Here is a 23,330-nt window from a genome sequence, read left to right as displayed (position 1 = left end):
GCAGCCTCTGTCCGCGGCAAGCTTCGGCTTCCGCGGCAGAGGTTCTTTGCGTTCTGCCATGTGGTTTGAAGGAATTTACAGAAAAGCATCGAATTATGTAATTGACACATAAGGTTCCGCTGGTCCTATATGCGACTCGGAAGCGACCGGAGGGAGTTGAACCATCCGCATGTTCAGCAGGACCTTATGGCCATACGGTGCGGTCCTGATCATTTCCATGTGCCTCTTCGCACTCGTCCTGGCAGGGGGGCTGGCCGTTCTGCGGCAGGACGGGCCGCCCGCAGCGGCGCGGCAGGGAGTGCTTACCCTGGACAACCCGGAACAGCTCCGGCGGGGAGTCCTGCTGGAGGGAGAGTGGGAGATGTTCTGGGGCGAGCTGCTCACGCCGGACGATTTGGCCGCTGCGGCGCCTCCCCGGCAAGGCCGGCCCGTCGTGCTGCCCGGCACATGGACCGGCCTACCGTCTCCGGAGGGCAAACTGCCGGGCCTCGGCTATGCCACTTACCGGCTCCGGGTCCTGCTGCCGCCGGGAACCGATGACAGCTCGCTGCTTGCCGTAAGAATTCCGCCGGTGAACAGCGCCTACCGGCTCTGGGTCGGCGGCACGCCGGTCGCCTCGGCCGGAGAGGTGGGGACCACGAGGGAAGCCTCGGTTCCGCAGTATACGAAGGCGACGGCGATGTTTCATTCCCGGAATGCGGAGCTGGACATCGTGCTGCAGATCGCAAACTTCTCGCACGCCAAAGGCGGTCTCCGGCAGTCCATCGAGCTCGGAGGGGTGGAGGCCGTCCACCGCTCCGCAGATCTGGCGGCAGGGTTCGACGCCCTGCTGATCGGCTCCCTGCTGATCATGGGACTCTATCATCTCGGCCTGTTCAGCGCGAGGCCCCAGTCCTGGTCCATGTTCTACTTTGGCATGTTCTGTCTGCTCTTCTCGCTGAGAATCACCCTGCTCGGCGAGGTGCTGCTGGTCAAGGTGCTGCCGGGGCTCGACGGGGAGCTCCAGCTGACGCTCGAATATTTGACGGCTGTGCTGAGCCTCCCGCTGTTTACGCGTTTCTTCTCGAATTCGTTCCCGCAGGAGAGCTCGGAGCGGTATACGCGGCTGTTTACGCTCCTGCCCGGAGCCTACGCGCTGCTGGTCATCGTCCTGCCTCCCGTGCTGTTTACCCGGACCCTGATTCTGCTTCAGCTGCTGATCAGCTTCTGCGCCGTGTACATTATCACGATCGCCGCCCGGGCCGCCAGGCGAAGGAGAACGGGAGCGAGGTTCCTGCTGGTCTCCTGCCTGCTGTTCTTCGCGACGGTGATCAGCGACATGCTCTATGCCCACGAACTGGCGGTATCCCGGGATACGCTGTCCGCCTTCGGCCTGCTCTTCTTCGTCTTCTCGCAGTCCGTGATGCTGTCGGTGAAGCTCTCCCGCACCTATGTGCAGGAGGAGCAGCTGACTGCGGCGCTGACGGCCCTGAATTCCGGGCTGCACAGCAAGGTGCTGGAACGCACGGCCGAACTCGAGGCGGCGAACGGGGAGCTCGTGCGCAAGAATGAGGAGCTGTCCCGTCTCGAGAGCTCCCGAAGAAGGCTGATCAGCAATATCTCGCATGATCTGGGCACGCCGCTGACCACCATCCGCTGCTATCTGGAAGCCATCATGGACGGGATGGTCGATACCGATGAAGAGAGGGAGCGCTATGTCCGCCTGATTCACGGCAAGGTGCTCGGGATGGACCGGCTCATCGAAGATCTCTTCCAGCTCTCGCAGCTGGAGGCGGGACGGGTCGTCTTCAAGTTCAGGCCGGTTCCGGTGGACCGGCTCGCGGGCCTGCTGTTCGGCAGGTACGAGCTCGATACGAGAAACAGCGGGATCGCTTATGATCTGACGGTGAAACGGACGGGGGACGCAGCCGGACGGGCGGAGTTCGCGGTGGTGGAGGCGGATATGGAACGGCTGCACCAGGTGTTTGGCAACCTGATCTTCAATGCGATGAGCTTCATGTCGCGGGGCGGCCGCATCGAGGTGACCGTCACGGAAGACGGAAGCGAGATGCGCTGCAGTGTCAGAGACAACGGAAGGGGCATCGAACCGAAGGATCTGCCCTATGTGTTCGAGAGGCATTATTCCGGGCGCGCCTCCCCGGGCAAAACGAGCGGAGGACTCGGGCTGTCCATTTCCAAGGAAATCGTCGAGGCCCACGGGGGCAGGATCTGGATCGAGTGGTCCGAGCCGGGGCAGGGAACCCTGATTATGTTTACGATCCCGGTTCACGAATCGGCCGCGCCGGTTGAAGCAGTCAAGTAGAAAGTCGAAATATCAAGTGGTGGTGGAATCGAATGCTGGGACAAACGATACTGCTGGTCGAGGATGACCGTGAGATTGGTGAGATGATCCGTAAGTACCTGGAGAAGAACGAGTTTCGTGTGGTCTGGTCTCCGAACGGAGGCGAGGCGGTGGCCCTGGCCGCGCGGGAGCGCCCGGATCTGGCGATTCTGGATGTGATGCTCCCCGACGCAAGCGGGTTTGAGGTCTGCCGGGAGCTGCGGGGGATGACCTCCGCGCCCATTCTGTTCCTGAGCTGCAGGAAGGAGGAAGAGGATAAAATCAACGGACTCAACCTGGGAGGTGACGATTATATTACGAAGCCGTTCTCGCCGAACGAGCTGGTGGCCAGGGTCAAGGCCAATCTCAGGCGGCCCCGTCTGGTCGCGGAAGGAGAGCCGAACGGGATGAAGGTGCAGGTGGGTCCCATCGCCATCGACCGGCTCTCGAGAACGGTTACGGTGGAGGGGCGGACGGTCGTGCTCTCCCGCAAGGAATTCGATCTGCTGAGCTTCCTTGCCCTGAGTCCGGAGAAGACGTTCACGCACGAAGAGCTGTTCCGTGAAATCTGGGGACAGGAGTGCTTCAATGACTCCCGGACGATCATCGTACATATCAGCAACCTGCGCAAAAAGATCGAACCCGACCCCGCCAATCCCCGGTATGTCATCAATGTTCACGGAGTCGGCTACAAGTTCGTCCGCGGCATCTCCGAGACGTAAAGCATCGACGGCCGCTCCCTGGAAAACAAATGAGTCCCCTGCCTCCTAATATGTTCTGCTCCTCCTGCCGATATCAAATGATATATATCATTGGATTGACCGCAACGCGCTTTCTTTCGGCTGCATGGAAAGAAGCCCGGCACTTCCGCCGGGCAGCCGCGGACGATGTCAACAGGAGGAGCCCCCATGAGCAAATGTCCTTTCAGCACGGTAGCCGGATGGTTCGGGTGGAAGCGGGATGCGAAGCCCGCCCATCATGAGCTGTTCCTGAAGCAGGAGCAGATGAACCAGGTGGCCGTATCCTATACAATCGATGACAGCGAGCTGGATGAGCAGCTGCGAATGATCCGGTTCACGGAGCAGGACCTGCGGGTGATCAAGATGATTCAGCCGCTGATGGTCAGCCAGATCGACTGGATTGTGGAACAGTTCTATGATGCCGTCCTGAAGGTAGGCAAGCTGGAGAAAATCATCCACGACCACAGCTCGGTAGAGCGCCTGCGCAGGACGCTGAAGGTGCATCTGACCGAGCTGTTCAGCGGGCAGATCGACCGCAAATTCGTCGAGAAGCGGATCGGGATCGCTCTGATCCATCAGCGGATCGGGCTGGAGCCCAAGTGGTACATGGGCGCTTTCCAGAACCTGCAGAACGCGTTCCTTCAGGTCGTGCAGACGCATGTGCAGGACCGCGAGGAGAGCGTCGTCATCTCGGGCATCGTGACGAAGCTGCTGAATTTCGAGCAGCAGCTCGTGCTCGAGGCGTACGAGAAGGAGAATCTCCGCCAGCGGGAGCTGGAGCATGAGCGCTACCGCAGCGATCTGCGCTCGATCAGCGAAGAGCTGTCGCTGCTCACCGACGTGAGCAGCCGGTCGGTCGATGGCTTGATATCCAGCAGCGGGGGCGTCAAGGAGGCGCTGGAGATGACAGTCCAGCAGTCCAAGACAAGCCAGAGCCTGGCCGGTACGGGCCAGGAGCGGCTGAACTCGCTCGAGACCCGCATTCATGCCATTCATGACCGCGCGGACCACATGCAGACGGCGATCGGCCAGCTCAGCGAGCTCATGGGCCAGATCAAGGAGATTGTCACGATCGTGCAGGACATTGCGGAGCAGACGAACCTGCTGTCGCTCAATGCGGCGATCGAGGCCGCCCGCGCCGGAGAGCACGGAAGAGGCTTCTCCATCGTGGCCGATCAGGTGCGCAAGCTCTCCGAAGATACCAAGACCACTCTCACCCGGATTGGGGATATTGTGTCTCAGTCGGACAAATACAATACGAATGTCATCCGTTCGATTGCCGAGGTGCAGCAGGTAGTGGAGACCTCCCGCAAGGAAGCGGCCGAAGCCCGCAGGGTATTCACGGGCATTATGGACTCCATGCAGAGCAACATCGACCGTACGGTCGATATGGAATCCGAGATGGATACGCTGCAGCAGGTGGTTCGTGAGATCGGCGGCGCGGTAAGCAAGGTGGCCGCTTCGGCGGACACGCTTCGCAGCCGCGCGTAAGTCGGCCTCCATATCGTTGAAGTTCCCATGCGCTTGATAAATGCCAAACAGGCGGAAGCTCCGGACCGCTGACTGATAAGTTCAGTCAGCGGCGGGGCTTCCGCCTTTCGATTACATATCGGAAGTATATCTCGCATTTGCTCGTTTCGGTCATCAGTCCAAGGGGAAAAGAAGACGGGGACGGGGCGAACTTTTTTTTGATCGAGTGAAGTCCGTTAAAGGTAATGGTGTGCAGGCGTGAGACGTGAAGCGTAACCTGTAGGTTCAGGGTATCCGCTTCTGGGATGGGTCAAGCATGGTTTGTATCCGACAAACCACCAAACGGCTGCCCGCACTCACCCGCTTCTTCCGCCGGTGTGTCACCGGCTCCCAAGGCCGGAAGCTTCGCGGCCTCCGCTCTTCGGAGCCGGCGGCAAGCCGGCCTACCCCATGTAGGCCGAGGCATCGAACGGCAGCTTGTGCGTATGGTTCGACTGTTCGATCAGGGAAGAGAGCCTGACCGCTTCGCGCTCCTTCTTCTGGGCCGCGCGGCTGTAGGCTTCCGGATCGTACAGGGCGACGGTGAACAGAGGCTTCCCGCCGTCGCTGCTTCCGCCCCGCGAGACCTGCCGGTCCATCTTTTTGACCGCGCCGAGCATATTCAGCATTTGAATCTCGCTGCGGGTCTGTTTCGCCAGCTCGATCGCTTCCAGCACGGTCAGATCCCGGTCATTCCAGCGGATCGTATGCGTGATATTGGCCTTGGCGATCAGGACATCCAGAGTCCGGTAATCGGCGGAAGTCTTCTCGATTTCCTCGGTAATCAGGTCCACGGTGCGGGAAGGATATTCCGCCTGCTCGCCTTTCTCGATAACCGTCGTGCTGTTCTGCATCCGCTCCTGCATCAGGTGATGCAGCCGCCGTGTGATCGCTGCGCGGACGCTCAAGGCCTCCGCCATCGTTATGTATTCCTGCATGCTCTGCCTCCTTCTGGGCGTATGTGCTTATTCTAACGGCGGGAGCGGGGCAAAGGTTGCAGCACACGGCAATAAAGCCTGTCCCTGGGGGGCTAACTATAATGGCTTCATTACAAGGACGTTCGCTGGAAAATCAAATTAATAATTCCTGCCATCATAAAATACTCTCCGTCTGCGCAAATCCTACGGCTTCTTCACGATTGCTGACCCCGAGCTTCGAGTAAAGAATCGAGCAATAATTGCGGATCGTCCCCTCCGATAAACACATTTTGGCGGCGATCGACTTGTAGCGCAGTCCGTTCGACAGATGCTCCAAAATCTCCATCTCGCGTTTCGTAAGCCCATACGGATACTGTGCCTGCCGTGAGCCGTACTTCTCCAACTGCTCACGTTGACGCTTCATCCCTTCGAATAACCGCGTGGCTATCGATTGATCGATCCACGTACCTCCATTATAGATAAGCTTCAAGGCTTCCATCATTTCCCGTGGATGAACCGACTTCAGCATATAGCCTTCCGCCCCGTGCTCCAGTGCGGTTGCTGCCGATATGGAGTCCTCAAACGTCGTCATAAGCACAACCTTCATGGCGGGCCAGCGGTGCTTCATCTCCATTAACGCTTCAAGCCCGTTCATTCCCTGCATCCGAATATCCATGAGCACGATATCCGGCTTGGATTGCTCACAGCACTCTAATGCTGCGCGGCCGTCCCCGGCCGTATCAACGACAAGGAAATTAGGATCCTGGTCAAAATTTTGCTTCAAGCTGCCTGTGACGATCTCCTGATCGTCAACAATCAGCAAGCGGATCATCTCAAGAACAGGCTCTGTCTGCAGAGGAATGCTGCATATAACCACGGTTCCTTGTCCTAATTGAGAATGAACGGTCAGTGTTCCAAGAAGTTGATCCATTCGTTCCTTGATACCGCTCAAGCCAAATCCGAAGCGGATACCTTCCGCTCCAATCCCATTATCTTCGATCTGCAATCGCAGCTGCTGATTATCAACATGAAGCTGAACGGATATCGCGCTCGCTTGGCCGTGACGAACCGCATTGGTAAGGGACTCTTGCAGACAGCGATATAAACAAAAGTTTATTTTCTGCATCAGGGGGGTCTCACTGCCAATGACGCGGAAGCTGACCGCCACTCCGGTTGACTTCATAAATTCATCCGACAATTGCCGTAGCGACTCACCGAGCGACGGACCCAGCGAAACAGGAGAAAGCTGGTGCAGATGCTTACGAATATCATCCAAACTGCGCTGCGCGACACGGACAAGTGAATCGATCCTCTCGATCTCCGAATCAGGTACGGACGATCTCAGCGATTCTACACCGATGATCATCGAGGTTAGCGTATGCCCAATCGTGTCATGCAGTTCATGTGACAACCGATTGCGCTCCTCCATTAGTGTAAGCTCCTCAATCCGTGTAAGATGCTGCTCCAGCAATTGTTTCTGCTCCTGAATAATTCGGGCCTGCTTGCTCGACTGAATTAATACATTGAACGCGAAGCCGATGGCAAAACCAAAGCTGCAGCTAAAGATGAACTCATACGGGGAGCGATCAGCGATCCAACCGTTTATGGCAGGGAAAATGATTCCAAGCGGCAGTCCCGTCCACACATACGTTCTCCGGGTGCTGCCTAAGCCAACAATCATTACGAGTAAAATGAAAGTCCAGAGCAATCCCGGCGCTGCGTAGGCTAAATAAACGTGGAAGAAGCCCGCCGCTATGACTTCGGCCCCAAGATACCAGCTTTCTTTCCGATATTGAATGAGTAGTGGCAGGAGATATACCAAAGAAGCAAGGATGACTACCCTCCAGAACGGTACAACGATCAATGACGGGTCGATAAATTCAGCACTTAAGATAGTGACCAGCCAGAAGGTACGTATCGCAAAAGCGATCCAATCGTACCAGAACCACTTTTTTATAATAGACAACACCGATTATATGCACCTGCTTCTGCTTTATTTTTTTGTGGGAAAACCATTTCAAGAATAATTCACAGTTATCATGCCTCACCGGTTCCCCATTGGTCAAGAAAAGAACAATTTTAACGAGCAGCACTGCTGCACATGGATGTCATATCGAACAGCTGACAGTTTGTCACAGGGAAGATGTGACACGTCGAAGTACAATGTCATTTAAAACGGAGCGGTTTCGTTACTATCCGATTTGACAACGTTCCAGGTAAGTTGAAAACGTGAACCAATACACCAATCCAAATAACAGGAGCGATGCGTGATGAAATCATTAACCATGCGAAAAGGAATGGCCTTAACTCTAACAGCGATCGTGGCAGGGACGCTGCTATGGCCTGCTTATGGAAGTGTCCACGCTAAGGGTCAAACGCTAACCCAGCAAGCTATCGATAAGGCTGCCCATGCGGACAACATTCCAGGGGTCATTGTTACCGTAAAGAAGGGCGATGCAAACTGGTCGTATGCTTCCGGGGAAGCCAATATGGAAAGGAATCATAAGGTGGATGCCGATTCTGCTTTCCGGATCGGAAGCACAACGAAGTCGTTCGTCGCTGCGGTTGCCTTGCAGCTTGCCGGCGAGAAGAAGCTAAGCCTTGATGATACGGTGGAGAAATGGCTGCCGGGTGTCGTGAAGGGCAATGGACATGACGGCAATAAAGTGACGATTCGTCAGTTACTAAATCATACAAGCGGAATTCCAAACTACTTGGATGAAACGTTCAAGAATAGTATACTTGCGGACCCTGATCAAAATTTCACGGCCGAACAATTAATCGCCCGTTCTTTAACGATGAAGCCGGTAACAGGCTTCGAATATTCGAACACGAATACAGTTATCGTGGGGCTCATTATCCAGAAGGTCACAGGAGATACGTATGCCGAGCAGATTAAGAAACGTATTATTGAACCGCTTAAGCTTAAGGAAACATTCCTGCCCGGCAGCTCGGCGGATATTCCAAAAAAGAATGCCCGGGGCTACTTGAACACTGGAGATCAATTAGTGGATATTACTTTGCTTAATCCATCGTTCACCAACGCCGCCGGGGAGATGATCTCAACCGGGGAAGATATGACGACTTTTTTTCGTGCCCTATTGAGTGGAAAGCTGTTGACACCAGAGATTCAGAAGGAAATGATGACCACGATTGATTCCCCACTGGGCAGGTTCGGACTTGGCATATACGAAACAAAACTGGCGAATGGCGTCAGCGTATGGGGACATGGAGGCGGCATTCCGGGATTTACTAATTTTGCAGGCGGAACAGCGGATGGCCAACATGTTATCTCGATCAATATCAATGTGCTGGGCGGTGCGGAAACACATATACACGACATCTTGGCCCCGGAATTCGCAATAGAAACCAAACAAGAACTGACGAAAGAGGAGCAGAGAAAAAAGCATCGGGAAGATGTCAAACTTGTTATGGATCAAGTGGTAACCAATAAGAAAATCCCGAGTGTAGCGGCAGGCGGACTAAAGGATGGACAACGCTGGTCCTACGCCAAGGGTACAGCGAGCTTCGAGATCCCGCGTCCGGTCAAGCCCTCCTTTTCCTTCCGCATCGGAAGCATCACGAAGACGTTCACCGCTGCTGTTGTATTGCAGCTCGCCGAAGAGAGACAATTAAGTTTGGATGACTCCGTCGAAAAGTGGCTGCCTGGAATCGTACAAGGTAACGGGTATGACGGCAATAAGATTACGATTCGTCAGCTATTGAATCATACGAGCGGGCTTGCGAACTACACAGATTTGGATATGCGGGACATTACCCTGCCTCAAAATCCATTCCGCTACTATAGCGTTGATGAACTGATAAGCAAGGCACTTGCAAAACCGCCTGTATTTGCACCAGGGGAGGGCTGGAGCTATTCCAATGTGAACACGGTGCTGGCGGGTCAAATTATCCTGAAAGTCACAGGGGATACCTATGCGGAGCAGATCCGAAAACGGTTTATTGAACCGCTTGGGATGACGAGGACATTCGTGACGGAAGCCAGCTCCCGGATTCCTGGTGATCATGCCAGTGGATATAACATGGACAGATCTGGACATTTGTATGATATGACAGAAGTGAATCAATCGTGGGCCAATGCAGCCGGAGATATGGTTTCGACAATCGATGATCTGACCACCTTTTTCAGTGCCCTGTTAGGCGGAAAGCTCCTGAATAAAGAGATCATGGATCAGATGCTCACAACCGTAGACAGCCCCATCGGTAAAGTCGGACTAGGAATTTATGAAGAAAAAACGCCGGATGGGCAATCTTATTGGGGACATGCCGGCGGCACGTTTGGATATGAGTCGAGAGCCGGCGGCACGCTGGACGGGAAGCACATTTTGGTAACCGTTATGAACGCAGTAGGTCCGGAAGTGATCACGGGCAGGGACAAAATATTCAACAAAGAATTTGGCCGTTAATTTACAACCCAGTATCGTACTCATTGTTCGAGGGCGATGCTGGTTTTTTGCTGTAATTAATCGTTTTATGCAACTGAGAAAAGGCATCTTTCTCAATCATGACATTGCGATAAATTAAGGATATCGGGCAGCATGAATTTTGGAGGTTAAACTTCCGCGTGACCGTCCGATGGCTTGGAAATGCTGGCCCCTTTTTCCTTGCATAAAATCTACGTTGTTAGTAGGATGAAAAATATGGACTTTAATGCGCAGTGAGGGTGATGAATTGCTGGACTTTATCAAGCGTTGGTATTGGTATGACTGGATGATGTTCGTCATTCGGACCATCCTTTTCGTTTCTCTTCTCTTTACTTTGGAACATGTTTCTGATAAGTTGACTGTCCCTTTCTGGTTAGGGGCTCTGTGGGGGATCATGGCTTTTTTCATCCCTTGGGTTTGTTTGCAAAGGCACTATACGTATTACCTCGTCTCGGAAATGGTCATATCTGGGGGATTATGCCTATACACGGTCTCTTTGTTCCCCGAAGCCTACGTGGCTTTTTTAGGTCCGGCTTTTATGATTGCCAGCAATAGCGCCCAAAAGTCATACCGTTGGTCTGGCCCGATGACCATCTTTGTTTTCCCTGCCTTATTTGCGGAACTGTCTGAACCAAGCAACCTGATGACCATGATCTTCCAATTCGGCCTCATTTACGCGGTAGGGTTTGCCTTTCAATTGCTGGTTGTGACCCATCGGCAAAGCGAGATGATTCGTGATCAATATGCCGTTCTGGAACACTATTCATCGCAAGTGGAGCGCATGACATTGGCGGAAGAGCGAAACCGGCTCTCGAAAGATCTGCATGATACCATGGGACATTCCTTTACCTCCATTATGATGGGGCTTGAAACGTTACGCTCGGAAGTGAGAACCTCGGAAGGGGAGCGGAAGCTCGATTCCTTGTTAAAACTAACCCGAGGCAGTCTGGATGAGGTCCGTCAATATTTGCATCAGGTTGGCGCTGCACAAGATTCGCTTACCCTTGTAGAGTCATTGCGGGCATTGACGGCCGAATTTCAGGCGTTGACTAAAGTGACGGTTCGCATAAGGACATCGGGCGAGGAGGTCCAGGTATCCAAACAGGTCAAGATGACCCTGTACCGTTGTCTGCAGGAATCACTGACAAATGCCGTACGTCACGGACAGGCGGGTGAAATTGCGGTTAGCCTGCAGTTTGAGGAGAAGCAAATTCGACTGGTAGTACAGGACAACGGGGTTGGTACCGAAGAACTTCGAGCAGGTTTTGGTTTAACGGCGATGAAGGAACGGGCTTCCGATTTGCAGGGACAGGTGTCCATCCACTCGAAGCCCGACGAAGGAACGGTCGTGACCTGCACATTGCCCTGGCAGGGGGAGCAGCAGGAGGAGGCAATCCGGCTGCTGTTGGTTGACGATCAGCCATGCATCCGGGAAAGCCTTCAAGTGATGTTGGAGAGAGAAAAAGATCTTCAAGTCGTGGGACTTGCGGAGGACGGGGAGCAGGCGATGGAACAATGCGAGCGGCTTCGCCCTCATGTCGTTCTCATGGATTTCAATATGCCCCGTATGGACGGTGTGGAAGCGGCCAAACTAATGAAGCAAAAGTATCCGGATGTCCGGGTGCTGATCTTGACCACGTTTCAAGAAACCGAAAAAGCTGTTGAAGCTTTGCGGAGCGGAATCGACGGGTATTTATTAAAGTCTTCGGAGCCTCAGGAGCTGTCCGAAACGATACGTCTCGTGCATCGCGGGGTGATGATGATCTCCCAAGATGTCACCAACCAATTGATTCAAAACTATGGGGGAGCAGTCTCTAGGGAGCAACCGGCAGAGCCGGACAAACGGTTTTCTCCTTCGGGGTTGACCCCGCGGGAGATGGACATTATGCTATGTTTATCCAAGGGACTTCGTTATAAAGCGATCGCGGCCAAATTGTATTTGTCCGAAGGAACAGTCCGAAATTATGCTTCCACGATTTATACCAAGCTGGGCGTCCGCAATCGTGAAGAGGCTTTACAAAGAGTTTTCGGAAATCAAGTTTAGATGGTTTGGGAAGACAGCACGGGTCTGTACCTTTGAAAGAAGGAACAGACCCGTGCTTTTTTATTTGATCCGGTGCATTTGCCTAACATGAATGTCCTATGACATTTCGTCATCCCGACAGGGAGTTCCCTTGCGGGGCGCGGGATAAAAAAACGGTGACAGAAAATCACTCTCTCCTATGACACGTTGTGTGCCATGCTAGCCCAAGAGAAGGAGGAAAGGATAGCACCGAACCGATATTTTACGAAAAAAAGACGAGAGGGAGTACAAACCATGATCAAGAAGAAACCCAAGTTGAATATGGCGGCGCTAGTATTGTGTGCGGCCCTGATGACGGCATGCACCCCATCCGATAGCATACCTGTATCGGAGCAGGCGACGGAAAAACCGGCACTGGATGGCCCGCAGGATGCCAAGGAAGCAGAGGCATTTGCCGATCCTTTATTTGCAGAAGTAATGAAAAAATACAATGTCAACGGTTCGAACTTTGTTGTTGTCAAGGATGGCAAGGTATTGGTAAACAAGGGGTATGGCTATGCCGACCTGGAAAAGAAAATTCCTGTGGATCAACATACCGTCTTCCAAATCGGTTCCGTCTCGAAGACCTTCACCGCTTTGGCCGCCATGCAGCTTGCCGATAAAGGCGAAATTGACCTTTATGAGGACATCCAAACGTATTTGGGAGGAATGAAGATTCCAAACAAGACCGAAAAAAAACTGACCATGTTTGATATGCTTACGTATACGAGCGGGGTTGATTTACCGGATAGTACAAGTTTTATTGCGCACGAGTTTGTAGATAAGGACATACCGATGAAGCAGTTCCTCCTGGATCATATGCCTACGGTGGTCCGGCCTCCCGGTGAAGCTTATACGTACGATAACTTTGCTTTTTTGTTAGCGGGATATGCCGTAGAAAATGTAAGCGGCATGCCGTTCCATCAGTACATGGACAAGAATGTGTTCAAGCCGCTAGGCATGAATTCGACCAGCGTACGTATAACCCCGAAGCTTCTCGATCGCATGGCCGCTCACTATAATCTGGCCGGCGACCTGATTCCGGTCGAAGGAACTGCCCCAACCGACGGGCCGCAGGGGAGTATCATATCGACTGGCGATGATATGGCCAAGTACTTGATTATGCATCTGCAAAAAGGTAAATACGAAGACCGTCAGTTGGTCAGCGAAAAGGCGGCCGAGCAGATGCACAAATATCAGGTTTTCGCCGATAAGAGCATTCCGATTACCACCGTAGGGGGATTTGAAGGCTACCGCAAAGAGCTGGCGAATGGCCAGCATGTCGTATTGAAAGGCGGGAATATGACGGGCCATCAATCTTTGATCGTTTTGGTACCCGAGAAGAACACCGCATTTTATATGTCGTACAATAATGATACGATGATGAGTTTGGAAGTATATGAAGCCTTTATGGATCACTATTTTCCGCAAACGAAACAGCCGGAGAAACCTGTTTATATCCCTTTGGATGAAAAGGATGCGGAGAAATACGTCGGGCTGTACCAGAATACGCGCTTCCATTTCTTGAAATCGAAATTTTCGTACGCCGACGGGACATTGCGGATGGAGACAGGGACGCCGGGCAAGCATACCTTCAAGATGATTACTCCGCTGCTGTTTGAAGACGAATCAGGCAATAAGCTGGCGTTTAAAAAAGACCATCGCGGATCCATTGAATATTTTTATTACGACAATTTTGAGGGATTTCACCTAGGATCGGATTCGCGAAAAATCCATAGGAAGCAGCCGTTTCCGGATGTAGCGGAGGATAACAAAAATAAAAGCTTCATTGACGATTTGCACGCCCTGGATATCATGGGGGCGAAATCGGGCGGCAACTTTGAGCCGCAGGCATTCATGACGCAAGGCGAGTTTGCTGACGTGCTGTTTCGTGCCCATGGAATGTATGGGTTTCCCTATGCCATTGAAGGTACGAAAAAGCAAATGGTAGCCGGTCTCCCTCCATTTGATTCGAATGCGGTCATTACGAGGCAAACGGCAGCGGTCATGATTCAAAACCTGAAAGCACTCAAGCCGGCGTCCGAAGTTCGGTTGAGCGGTCAAACGGACGCGTGGGCGGTTGAGGCCGTTACTGCGCTGGTTTCGCAGGGCGTTATCGATCCGGATACAATCGTACAGGCGGATGGCACAGTCGATTTCCGTTCCAACCAGCCTTTGCTTCGGCAGGAGGCAGCTGCACTGTTGGATAAAGCGTTTGGCCATTATGCTTTACCGCTCTCAATAAAATAAAACGTTACGGCTCGAAACGGGCCTTAAGGACTCGCGATCCCATACACCGACCATCTGCCAGCGACGAAATCGGGTGAATATGAATTTTCCATGAGCCATTAACACGTCTTTTTTCGTGCAAAAAGAGAGCAGGCTATCTTTTTTCGATAACCTGCTCTTTTTCTTGATTTTTGGCCCAGCGCCTTAACTTAATGACATTGTCCCTGAGGGTCAGGCTCATGCGGCAGCGTCTGTTTCAAAAGGAAACGCGCATGTCCTTAAAAGCAAAGGACCATGCGCGTTGATCTGATCCGCTCAGGACGAGGTGCCGGTATCGAGCAGCTTCGCCAAGGCGCCGAACGGATTGTGCGAGGCTTCGCCTTCGGAGTAGACCAGCTCCGTGGAATAAAGCAGCTCCTCGGAGGCCAGGTTCTTCTCCAGGGTGAAGGCGGAGTAGCGCTTCACGAACACCTGCGCCGTGTTGTAGGCGTCGTCCAATGCGCGGTGCTGCTGGCCCTGCAGGACGATCTCCTCAATCTCCAGCGCACGCTTCAGCCCGACCTGCTTGTAGACCTCGGGATTGATCATCCGGGAATACTGGCTCTGTAGGTTGTTATGGTTGCGGATCCAGTCGAGCTCCATCTGCAGCTCGCGGGTCTGGCGGAGCAGCTGCATCTTGTCGTCGGGTCCCCAGGAGCAGAGGTAGTAGTCCTCTTCGCCGATCCATTCGGTGAAAGCCTTGACGGCCTCGCGGAACTGCGGCGCTCCCACCACGTCCTCCTGCTTGATGCCGGTGAAGGAGACGGTGGAAGGAGTGAGCGTGGGCTGCTTCGTAGGCTTCACGAAGGTCTGGAAGGTGTCGACGATCGCGGCCGTGCCGTCCGTTTCCTTCACCCGGACAGCTCCGATCTCGATGATCTCGGCGATCTGATGCTGTTTGCGCTGCACCGTGAATTCCAAGTCGTAGATGATGTACTGCATGGGTGTTCCTCCGCTTTTCTGTATATTGAATGGTGCCTTGGATATGCGATGGGATAACGGGACAATAAAAAGAAAAGCCGGCAGGGGTCTGCCGGTCCAAAGGCAAAAGCCTATGTTTCATTGTGCCACAAATAGGCCCAAAAGGAAATGAGAAATTCATATGATGGCTGCGTCAGTTTTTGGCGGCTTTTCCTGCTTTTTTCGCAGAAAGAAGGGGGCCCAGCAGATAGTAGAGAAAGATAAAGGCGCAGGCGGCGGACAAGGCATAGGCGGGGAGCCCTTCCAGGGCGAAGCTCGGCCCGGCGGGCATGAGATAGCGGTTCGCCAGGATCAAGAGAACATAGATGCCGATGGACAGGATGGCGTCAACGTAGAAGATAAGATGGGTGGTTCGCCTGTTCTGGAAGGCGGTGCGGCGCAGGAAAGCCCAGGTGACCAGGAACAGGATGAAGCTGACCCCGATGTAAGAGAGCAGTTCATACAGATCGAAGACGATCCGGCCGGCGAATCCCTGCTTCAGCACGAAGACGAGGAACAGGCTGAGAAAAACCAGGGCATAGAAGCGGAACCGGGAGGCGGGCGAACGCCTTGGCAGCTCGCGGATCAGCTCCTCGCAGTAAGCCTTCGGGTCCATCCCGAATACCTCCTCGAACGACCGGCCGCGGGCTTCGGCTTCGGCGAGATGCTCGCCGAGCTCGCCGAGCACCTGCATGGCTTCCGGCTCGGAGAGGGACAGCGAGCTCATGACGTAGAATCTCATTTCGTCGAACACCTTCCGGTTGGCCGGACTCAGCGGGGGGGACGTGTCCCGGTCTGCGGTCATGGTCGATCATCCTTTCGGTTGGAGTATGGCGTCCACGGCCTGGCTCAGCTCTTCCCATCCGCCGCGGAACTGCGCGAGTTGATTCGCTCCCTCCCCGCTGAGCCGGTAATATTTGCGGTTCGGCCCTGAGGACGAAGGGCGAAGGGAGCTTTCGATGAGCTTCTCTCTCTCGAGCCGCAGCAGAAGGGGATAGATGCTGCCTTCCTTCGCAAAGCGGAAGCCGCGGGCTGTGAGCTTTTCCATGATCTCGTAGCCGTAAGTCTCCTCTTCTGCGATAATGGCGAGCACGCAGCCCTCCAGGACGCCTTTCATCAGCTGGCTGAACAAGGAGACATCATCCTTTCGGCAGGGTATGTTGCATAGCAAGGTAGTGGGGCGGATATCTGCCTTGTATAACAAGATAGCTGTTTTCTTTATTGTATATGTTTTCCAGTATGAATTCAATGCTTCAGGTAAATTATGGGGAATTCTTGAGGGGTACCAGCGCCGCCAGACGCCGTCAGGCCTTCGGCAGAAGAGAATTGTATCCCTCTATTGGCCAAAAGTATCCCTATTGACGAATCCCCGCCCCATCCCTTATGATGACATTGTAATCGAATACATTTGGCGTGTTACCGTTTAAAGGGCATGAGCCAGGAAAAGACTAGAGATCAACCATAGTCTATTTTCTGGCTCTTTTTGTTGTCTCCGCATCCAAGATTCTACAACCGTGAAAGGTGGTGTCCCCCCTTGACTACGAACCGTCCGCTGCGGATTGAGAGGGTCATCAGCAACAATGTACTGATGGTGCTTGAGCCCCAAAGCGGTAAAGAATATGTCCTGATGGGCAAGGGATTAGGCTTTACCACGAAGGGAAGCGCAGCGATCGACAGCGGGGACCCGCGCATCGAGAAGCGGTTCCGGCTCGACGACCGCGACCAGCTGAGCGAGTACCAGAAGCTGCTTGAGGGGATCGATCCGGAGGTCATCGCGATCTCGGAGAAGATCATCGAGAGCGTGAAGCTCCAGTTCGAGCAGCCGGTCAACAACAAAGTGTACTTTGCGCTGCCGAGCCATATTCAGTTCGCCGTCTACCGGCTGCGGGGCGGAATGGACATTGTCAATCCGTTCCTGCAGGAGACGCAGATGTGCTTTCCCAAAGAATACGAGATCGCGCGCAGCGCGGCGGAAGCCATCTCTTCGCGGTTCGGGATCACGGTGCCGGAGGATGAGATCGGGTTCCTGGCGTTCCACGTGCATTCGGCCGTGTCCGACGTATCGGTCGGCCATCTTGTGAAGATGTCTTCGCTGGTCGGCGAGCTGGTGGAGCGGGTGGAAGAAAGCCTAGGCGTCCGGCTGTCCAGGGACAGCATGGATTACATCCGGCTGGTGACCCACCTGCGGTCGGCTCTGGACCGGATCGCCCAGGGGAAAGCGGTGCCGAATCCCTTCATGCGGGAATTCGAGAAGACGTACCGCCGTGAGTATCTCCTGGCATCCGAGCTGGGGGAGATCATTCATGACGGGCTCGGCGAGAAGGTGCCGGAGGATGAGATCGGCTACATGGTGATGCACCTGTACCGGCTGTTCCTGACGTACGCTCCGCCGCAGCGCGAAAGCTGAAGGAGGAAGAAAGATGTTATCCAAACTGTTCGGGGGCAAAAACAAAGCAAACGTGCTCGAAATCGCGGCGCCGCTGACCGGGACGGCTGTTCCCTTGAACGCGGTGCCGGACCAGGCGTTCGCCGAAGGGCACATGGGCGGCGGACTGGCGGTCGAGCCGGAGGAAGGCCGGCTGGTCGCGCCGTTTGACGGGACCGTAGCCCATCTCATCAAATCAAAGCATGCCGTCATTCTGGAGCATGCAAGCGGTGTCCAGGTCCTCATGCATATCGGCATCAATACGGTCGCGCTTAAGGGAGAAGGCTTCCATGCGCTTGTCGCCACCGGCGATACGGTGAAGGCGGGGCAGACGCTGATCGAATTCGACATGGAGGCGATCCGGACCGCGGGCTATCCGCTGATCACCCCCGTCGTCCTGGCGAATCAGGCGGAAGCCGCGGCGGAGCTCGATGCCGTGAAGACGGGCCGCGTGCAGGCCGGCGAACCCGGCATGCTCCGTGTGAGCGTGAAGCCGCAGTAAATCCTCAGCTTGCCCGGTAATCCGGAGCGCCAGGCCTGCACAAGCCAGGCCGGCCCTCCCATCCATATACATCATCCGAAAGGGTTGACGCTAATGCTGGCATCCTTACAGAAAATCGGCAAGGCCCTCATGCTTCCCGTGGCCGTGCTCCCTGCTGCGGCGATTCTGCTGCGCTTCGGCAACATCGACTACATCAAAGACTTTCACATGGGCGAAGGGGCCGGGGGCTTCCTTAACCAGTACATCGCGCCGTTCCTGAACGCCGGCGGCTCGGCGATCTTCGATAACCTGCCGCTGATCTTCGCGGTGGGCATCGCGATCGGTCTGGTCGGCGACGCGGTTGCCGCTCTTGCCGCCGTAATCGCTTACTTGGTGCTGACCAGCGTGCTCTCCAAGATACCAGGCGTGTTCACCGAGATGATCGGCAAGGACGTCAAGCTCAACATGGGCGTGCTCGGCGGGATCCTCGCCGGGGTCCTGGCCTCTTACTTCTACAAAAAGTACCACAACATCAAGCTGCCGGATTGGCTCGGCTTCTTCAGCGGCAAGCGGTTCGTGCCGATCATCACGTCGCTGGCGATGGTCATCGTCGGGATCGTCTTCGGCATCATCTGGGGGCCGGTCCAGAACGTGCTCGACGAGTTCGGCCGCTGGATCGTCGGCCTCGGCGGCTTCGGCGCCCTGATCTTCGGCATCGGCAACCGGCTGCTGCTGCCGTTCGGCCTGCACCACGTCCTGAACTCCATCGCCTGGTTCCAGATCGGCGACTTCACGGATGCGGCCGGCCAGGTGGTCCATGGCGATCTGACCCGCTTCTTCAAGGGAGATAAGTCCGCGGGGATGTTCATGACCGGCTTCTTCCCGATCATGATGTTCGCCCTGCCTGCCGCCGCGCTGGCTATCGTGCATGCGGCAAGACCGGAGAAGCGCAAGGCGGTCGCTTCCATCATGTTCGGCACGGCTTTCGCTTCGTTCCTGACCGGGATCACGGAGCCGCTCGAATTCGCTTTCATGTTCGTCGCCCCGGTGCTGTACGGCTTCCACGCCGTGATGATGGGGGTCTCGGGCTACATCCTGTACGTCATGGACGTGAAGCACGGCTTCGGCTTCTCGGCCGGCCTGCTGGACTATCTCATCAATTACCAGCTCGCCACCAACCCGCTGCTGATCATCCCGGTCGGCCTGGTCTTCGCGGTGCTGTACTATGTCGTCTTCCGCGTGCTCATCTCCGCGCTGAAGCTGAAGACGCCGGGCCGTGAGGACGAAGAGCCGACGGATGCCGCGGCTTCGGCGGAGAGCGGTAAGCCGGCTGCGGCTGCACCTGCCGCCGGGGGCAAGGCAATGGCGCTGCGCGAGAAGGCGGGCAGCGTGCTGACGTCGATCGGCGGAGCCGACAATGTCGTGGGGCTCGATGCGTGCATCACCCGTCTGCGTCTGGTCGTCAAGGACGACAAGATCGTGGACGACAAAGCGCTCAAAGCGCTCGGGGCGGCCGGCGTCATGCGGCTCGGCCAGGGGGCCGTGCAGGTCATCTTCGGGCCGCAGTCCGAATCGCTCAAGGATGAAATCAACAAGCTGATGTAACGGAAAGGAGGCGGTTTCTCTCCAGGGAGAGCCGCCTTTTTATTCGGAATGATCTGAAATCGCTTTCACCAAAGAAGAGAAATTTACCCCCTCTTTGTCGAAATCGTACCCTGCCGGGCTTCTCGAGGCCCATACTATAATCGAACTTGTAAAGATCATCCCAAATTCAAAGTACCTTACGGAGGGGTCATGTTATGAAAAAAACAGTATCCACGCTTGTGGCTTCCGCCATGCTCGTCTCGGGCCTGACAGCCTGCGGATCCTCGGACACCGGCGGGGCGGCCGACAAGGGAGGCGCAGCTGCAGGCAAGGACGAAGCGAAGCCCTTCACGGTCTCGCTCCGCCACGTGCAGGTCCGCGACGATGCGAAGCTGCGTCTGAAGCTGCTCGAAGATGTGGCGAAGCGGATGGAAGAGAACGTGCCGGGCCTGAAGGTGGAGCTCGAAGGCGTGGAGGATAAGGTCAACCGCTTCGAGAAGCTGCCGGCCGAGATGGCGGCGGGCACGCCTCCGACCATCTTCGACCTCTTCGGCGGCACGGATACGCAGAAGTTCGTGAAGGCGGGACGCCTGCTGGACCTGACCCCGATCCTCGCGGAGCTCGGTCTCAAGGATAAGTTCCTGAACCTCGACGAGTTCACGGTGGACGGCAAGATCTACGGCCTGCCGACCGCGGGCTTCGTGGAAGGGGTCTTCTACAACAAGAAGATCTTCAAAGACCTCGGCGCCGAAGTGCCGAAGACCTGGGAAGAGTTCGTGGCGGTCGCCGAGAAGTCCAAAGCGAAGAACATCACGCCGCTCGCTTTCGCTTCCTCCGATGCGTGGGTGATCAACATGCTGATGAACACCCTCTGGGTGCGCACCGCCGGCGCCGAATCCGTGAACGGCTTCGTGGCCGGGACGAAGAAATGGACGGACGGGGATGTGCTCGACGGCTTCAAGAAGTTCGAGACGCTCGTGAAGAGCGGCTACTTCCAGGAGGGCAACCTCGGGCTGAAATATGCGGAGCAGCAGAACAAGTTCCGCGCGGGTGAAGCGGCGATGCTCTTCGACGGCTCCTGGGCGAACTCCGCGGTGGTCGATCCCGAGAAATCGAAAATCGCAAACGACGTTGGTTTCTTCAACTTCCCGGCAACGGGCGGCAAGGGCGACGGCCTCATCAACGGCTCCTTCTCCAACGGCTACGGCTTCTCGGCCACGCTGAACGACAATGAGATGAAAGCGGTCAAGGAATTCATCAAGATCATGTACAGCGAAGAAATGCAGAAGCGCCAGCTCAAGGAATCCGGATTCCTCCCGGCTCTGAAGATCTCCGATCTCTCCGGCGTGAACCCGATCGTCGGCGAGATCCTGAAGGTGGCGAATGCGAAGCAGTTCCCGGCCTTCGACTCCGTCATCCAGGCGAAGGTGCGCGAGGCGCTGGAAGTGAGCATGCAGGAGATGATCGGCGGCAAGGCGACAGCCGAGCAGGTCGTCGAGAAAGTGCAGAAGGCCCAGGATGCGGCCAACAAGGAAAGCAAGTAAGAGGCGCTAAGCAAGGTCCGGAATCAGAGGGATGGCCCAAGCTGGAGCCTGACGGGCACTCTGCAGCCGTGCAGGAAGCAGGGAGAGGGCCCGGCGGCCTTCCTCTGCGGAGCACGGCGGAGAGGCCCGTCCGGTCGTTCGAAGCCGAAGCGGGAGCCGTACCGTACGGTTCCCTCCTTCATCCTGCGGATGCCGTTCTCCCCCCGGAGGCGGCATTCGATACGAAGGGGGGGCTGCCGGAGCCCGGCCCGCCCGAATTCATCTCACCCGACTTTTCGAAGCGCGTTCCCCAAGAGGGAGGACCGCTGCCGCGGGATGCCCGGTGTGTCCCACAGGAGGTTTCCATATGAAAAAAACGATGCAAAATCCGCTGACATACATGCTGTTTATTCTGCCGACGCTCGCCCTGTACATCCTGTTCTTTCTGATCCCGCTGGCCCAGTCGGTCCAGTACGGCTTCACCCGCTGGGACGGCGTCAATACGCCGGAATTCATCGGCCTCGGCAACTTCATCCAGGCCTTCGCCGACGAGAAGGTGTGGCAGGCGTTCAGGAACAACTCGTACTTCATTCTGTTCTCCGTCTTCGTCCAGATTCCGCTCATTGTGTTCCTCGGCATTCTGATCTCCGGCATTACCCGGCTTAAGGGCTTCTACAAGACCTTCGTCTTCGTGCCGAGCATTCTCTCCACCGCGGTCGTCGGGATTCTGTGGTCCTTCATCTACCACCCCGAGATCGGCCTTCTGAATCAGCTGCTCCGTTCATCGGGCTTCAAGGAGCTGACGCATACGTGGCTGGCGGAGGACAGCACGGCGATGCTTTCGGTGCTCGTCACCAACGGCTGGCAGTGGGTCGGCTTCTACGTGGTGCTGGTGCTGGCCGCGATCCTCGGCATCTCGAAGGAAGTGTTCGAGGCCGCGGAGCTCGACGGCGCCCGGGGCTTCCGCAAGGCCTGGCATATCACGCTTCCGCTCATCCGACCGGTCATTATGGTCATCGTCCTGCTCTCAATAACCGGGGCGATGAAAGCGCTGGATATCGTCATGGTCATGACGAACGGCGGTCCGGCGGGGCTGACCGAGGTGCTTGCCACTTATATGATCAAGCAGGGAACCCGGCTTAACGATTACGGGTATGCCAACGCCATTGCGCTGCTCATCTTCCTGTTCACGCTGATCCTGACGCTGCTCTTCAATGTGATATCCAAAAAAATCGGGGAGGCTGACGCATAACGATGGCATCGACATGGAAAAGAGGGCTGTCCCACGGCATCCTCTGGGTGTACCTGCTGCTGACTCTTTACCCGCTCGTCTGGGTGCTCAATTCCTCGTTCAAAACGAACAAGGAAATCATCACGAATCCCTGGGGCCTGCCGCAGGAATTCACGCTAGATAACTACGTCGCAGCATGGAAAGGCGCGAAGATCTCCACGTACTTTTTCAATTCGTTCTATGTTAGTATAGTGGCAAGCGTGGTGACGATCCTGTTCGCTTCGGCGGCAGGCTATGCGATCACCCGGATGCAGCTCGGACGCGTCGACAAGTACGTGAATGCGGCTCTCCTGCTCGCGCTGCTCGTGCCCGGCGGAACGCTCATTCTCCCCTTGTTCGTCTGGCTCCGCGACCTCGGTTTATACAACACGCATTTGGCCCTGATCTTCCCCTATGTGACGTTCGGGCTTCCGCTCACGGTCTTCATCGTATCCGCATTCATGAAGTCGATCCCGGCGGATCTCGAAGAAGCGGGCGTCATGGACGGACTGACGGCCTTCGGCCTGTTCGCCAGAATCATTCTGCCGCTGACCGTACCCGCGCTCGTCACGGTATTCATCCTGAACTTTCTTTCGAACTGGAACGAGTTCGTGATGGCCTACCTTTTTCTCTCCAAAGAAAAGCTGCGGACCCTGCCGACCGGCATGGTCGCCTTCATGAACCAATTCAATATGAACTACGGGGGCCTGGCCGCGTCCATCATGTTCAGCGTGGTGCCGGTGCTCACCGTGTATGCTTTCCTGCAGGAGAAAATTATCGAAGGCGTAACGGCCGGCAGCACCAAAGGATAGGGAAGCCCGCCCAG

General features: G+C 55.5%; 17 protein-coding genes. 12 read left to right on the top strand and 5 right to left on the bottom strand.

Features of this window, described 5'->3' with window-relative positions; all coding sequences use genetic code 11:
• Positions 1–169: 169 nt before the first annotated feature.
• The 3 genes from PM3016_RS30820 (at position 170) to PM3016_RS30810 (ending at position 4,551) form a co-directional block, all read left to right on the top strand.
• The gene (locus tag PM3016_RS30820) at positions 170–2,302 is read left to right on the top strand and encodes a sensor histidine kinase (protein WP_013920337.1); all 2,133 of its coding nucleotides are present in this window, start codon (positions 170–172) and stop codon (positions 2,300–2,302) included.
• Between the two features lie 32 nt (positions 2,303–2,334).
• Complete coding sequence (locus PM3016_RS30815) at positions 2,335–3,042, top strand: response regulator transcription factor (RefSeq protein ID WP_013920336.1); 708 nt, start codon at positions 2,335–2,337, stop codon at positions 3,040–3,042.
• Between the two features lie 186 nt (positions 3,043–3,228).
• Positions 3,229–4,551, top strand: a complete 1,323-nt coding sequence (locus PM3016_RS30810) for a globin-coupled sensor protein (RefSeq protein ID WP_013920335.1) — start codon at positions 3,229–3,231, stop codon at positions 4,549–4,551.
• A gap of 422 nt (positions 4,552–4,973) precedes the next feature.
• On the opposite strand, the gene PM3016_RS30805 is transcribed toward PM3016_RS30810, so the two are convergent.
• Both PM3016_RS30805 and PM3016_RS30800 read right to left on the bottom strand, forming a co-directional pair.
• Positions 4,974–5,507, bottom strand: a complete 534-nt coding sequence (locus tag PM3016_RS30805) for a hypothetical protein (protein WP_013920334.1) — start codon at positions 5,505–5,507, stop codon at positions 4,974–4,976.
• A 154-nt stretch (positions 5,508–5,661) separates the two neighbouring features.
• Entirely contained in the window at positions 5,662–7,455 is a 1,794-nt protein-coding gene (locus tag PM3016_RS30800) for a helix-turn-helix transcriptional regulator (protein WP_014372104.1), read from the bottom strand.
• Positions 7,456–7,756: 301 nt separating this feature from the next.
• Between PM3016_RS30800 and PM3016_RS30795 the strand changes: the two genes are divergently transcribed.
• The 3 genes from PM3016_RS30795 (at position 7,757) to PM3016_RS30785 (ending at position 14,243) form a co-directional block, all read left to right on the top strand.
• Entirely contained in the window at positions 7,757–9,913 is a 2,157-nt protein-coding gene (locus PM3016_RS30795; RefSeq protein WP_014372103.1) for a serine hydrolase domain-containing protein, read from the top strand.
• 244 nt (positions 9,914–10,157) lie between these two features.
• Complete coding sequence (locus tag PM3016_RS30790; RefSeq protein WP_014372102.1) at positions 10,158–11,975, top strand: helix-turn-helix transcriptional regulator; 1,818 nt, start codon at positions 10,158–10,160, stop codon at positions 11,973–11,975.
• A 273-nt stretch (positions 11,976–12,248) separates the two neighbouring features.
• Entirely contained in the window at positions 12,249–14,243 is a 1,995-nt protein-coding gene (locus PM3016_RS30785) for a serine hydrolase domain-containing protein (RefSeq protein WP_014372101.1), read from the top strand.
• Between the two features lie 294 nt (positions 14,244–14,537).
• Here the strand turns inward: PM3016_RS30785 and PM3016_RS30780 are convergent, their stop codons facing one another.
• The 3 genes from PM3016_RS30780 to PM3016_RS30770 form a co-directional block, all read right to left on the bottom strand.
• Positions 14,538–15,203 carry a 3'-5' exonuclease gene (locus PM3016_RS30780; protein WP_014372100.1) on the bottom strand — a complete coding sequence of 222 codons (666 nt, stop codon included), beginning with the start codon at positions 15,201–15,203 and terminating at the stop codon, positions 14,538–14,540.
• Between the two features lie 172 nt (positions 15,204–15,375).
• A complete protein-coding gene (locus PM3016_RS30775) occupies positions 15,376–16,026 on the bottom strand; it encodes a hypothetical protein (protein ID WP_014372099.1) in 651 nt (216 codons plus the stop codon).
• Between the two features lie 6 nt (positions 16,027–16,032).
• Complete coding sequence (locus tag PM3016_RS30770) at positions 16,033–16,353, bottom strand: PadR family transcriptional regulator (RefSeq protein ID WP_014372098.1); 321 nt, start codon at positions 16,351–16,353, stop codon at positions 16,033–16,035.
• Positions 16,354–16,755: 402 nt separating this feature from the next.
• Here PM3016_RS30770 and PM3016_RS30760 point away from each other — a divergent pair, with 402 nt between their 5' ends.
• The 6 genes from PM3016_RS30760 (at position 16,756) to PM3016_RS30730 (ending at position 23,316) form a co-directional block, all read left to right on the top strand.
• On the top strand, positions 16,756–17,628 hold the full coding sequence (locus PM3016_RS30760) for a PRD domain-containing protein (protein ID WP_014372097.1): 873 nt from the start codon (positions 16,756–16,758) through the stop codon (positions 17,626–17,628).
• A gap of 13 nt (positions 17,629–17,641) precedes the next feature.
• The gene (locus tag PM3016_RS30755) at positions 17,642–18,148 is read left to right on the top strand and encodes a PTS sugar transporter subunit IIA (protein ID WP_014372096.1); all 507 of its coding nucleotides are present in this window, start codon (positions 17,642–17,644) and stop codon (positions 18,146–18,148) included.
• Between the two features lie 93 nt (positions 18,149–18,241).
• Entirely contained in the window at positions 18,242–19,732 is a 1,491-nt protein-coding gene (gene nagE / locus PM3016_RS30750) for an N-acetylglucosamine-specific PTS transporter subunit IIBC (RefSeq protein ID WP_014372095.1), read from the top strand.
• Between the two features lie 194 nt (positions 19,733–19,926).
• Positions 19,927–21,255, top strand: coding sequence for an extracellular solute-binding protein (locus PM3016_RS30745; protein ID WP_014372094.1), 1,329 nt, complete (start codon positions 19,927–19,929; stop codon positions 21,253–21,255).
• 346 nt (positions 21,256–21,601) lie between these two features.
• Entirely contained in the window at positions 21,602–22,486 is an 885-nt protein-coding gene (locus tag PM3016_RS30735; protein ID WP_014372093.1) for a carbohydrate ABC transporter permease, read from the top strand.
• A gap of 2 nt (positions 22,487–22,488) precedes the next feature.
• Positions 22,489–23,316, top strand: coding sequence for a carbohydrate ABC transporter permease (locus PM3016_RS30730; protein ID WP_014372092.1), 828 nt, complete (start codon positions 22,489–22,491; stop codon positions 23,314–23,316).
• Positions 23,317–23,330: the final 14 nt, after the last annotated feature.

Source organism: Paenibacillus mucilaginosus 3016 (assembly GCF_000250655.1).
In the GTDB taxonomy this organism is placed as follows: domain Bacteria; phylum Bacillota; class Bacilli; order Paenibacillales; family NBRC-103111; genus Paenibacillus_G; species Paenibacillus_G mucilaginosus.
Note: the sequence above shows the minus strand (reverse complement) of the source record. Positions and strands in the feature narration are given on the sequence as shown.

Excerpts from the sequence above, each read along its gene's own strand:
- PM3016_RS30820 (WP_013920337.1), top strand. The coding sequence starts at position 170 with ATGTTCAGCAGGACCTTATGGCCATACGGTGCGGTCCTGATCATTTCC.
- PM3016_RS30815 (WP_013920336.1), top strand. The coding sequence starts at position 2,335 with ATGCTGGGACAAACGATACTGCTGGTCGAGGATGACCGTGAGATTGGT.
- PM3016_RS30810 (WP_013920335.1), top strand. The coding sequence starts at position 3,229 with ATGAGCAAATGTCCTTTCAGCACGGTAGCCGGATGGTTCGGGTGGAAG.
- PM3016_RS30805 (WP_013920334.1), bottom strand. The coding sequence starts at position 5,507 with ATGCAGGAATACATAACGATGGCGGAGGCCTTGAGCGTCCGCGCAGCG.
- PM3016_RS30795 (WP_014372103.1), top strand. The coding sequence starts at position 7,757 with ATGAAATCATTAACCATGCGAAAAGGAATGGCCTTAACTCTAACAGCG.
- PM3016_RS30790 (WP_014372102.1), top strand. The coding sequence starts at position 10,158 with ATGCGCAGTGAGGGTGATGAATTGCTGGACTTTATCAAGCGTTGGTAT.
- PM3016_RS30785 (WP_014372101.1), top strand. The coding sequence starts at position 12,249 with ATGATCAAGAAGAAACCCAAGTTGAATATGGCGGCGCTAGTATTGTGT.
- PM3016_RS30780 (WP_014372100.1), bottom strand. The coding sequence starts at position 15,203 with ATGCAGTACATCATCTACGACTTGGAATTCACGGTGCAGCGCAAACAG.
- PM3016_RS30775 (WP_014372099.1), bottom strand. The coding sequence starts at position 16,026 with ATGACCGCAGACCGGGACACGTCCCCCCCGCTGAGTCCGGCCAACCGG.
- PM3016_RS30755 (WP_014372096.1), top strand. The coding sequence starts at position 17,642 with ATGTTATCCAAACTGTTCGGGGGCAAAAACAAAGCAAACGTGCTCGAA.
- nagE (WP_014372095.1), top strand. The coding sequence starts at position 18,242 with ATGCTGGCATCCTTACAGAAAATCGGCAAGGCCCTCATGCTTCCCGTG.
- PM3016_RS30745 (WP_014372094.1), top strand. The coding sequence starts at position 19,927 with ATGAAAAAAACAGTATCCACGCTTGTGGCTTCCGCCATGCTCGTCTCG.
- PM3016_RS30735 (WP_014372093.1), top strand. The coding sequence starts at position 21,602 with ATGAAAAAAACGATGCAAAATCCGCTGACATACATGCTGTTTATTCTG.
- PM3016_RS30730 (WP_014372092.1), top strand. The coding sequence starts at position 22,489 with ATGGCATCGACATGGAAAAGAGGGCTGTCCCACGGCATCCTCTGGGTG.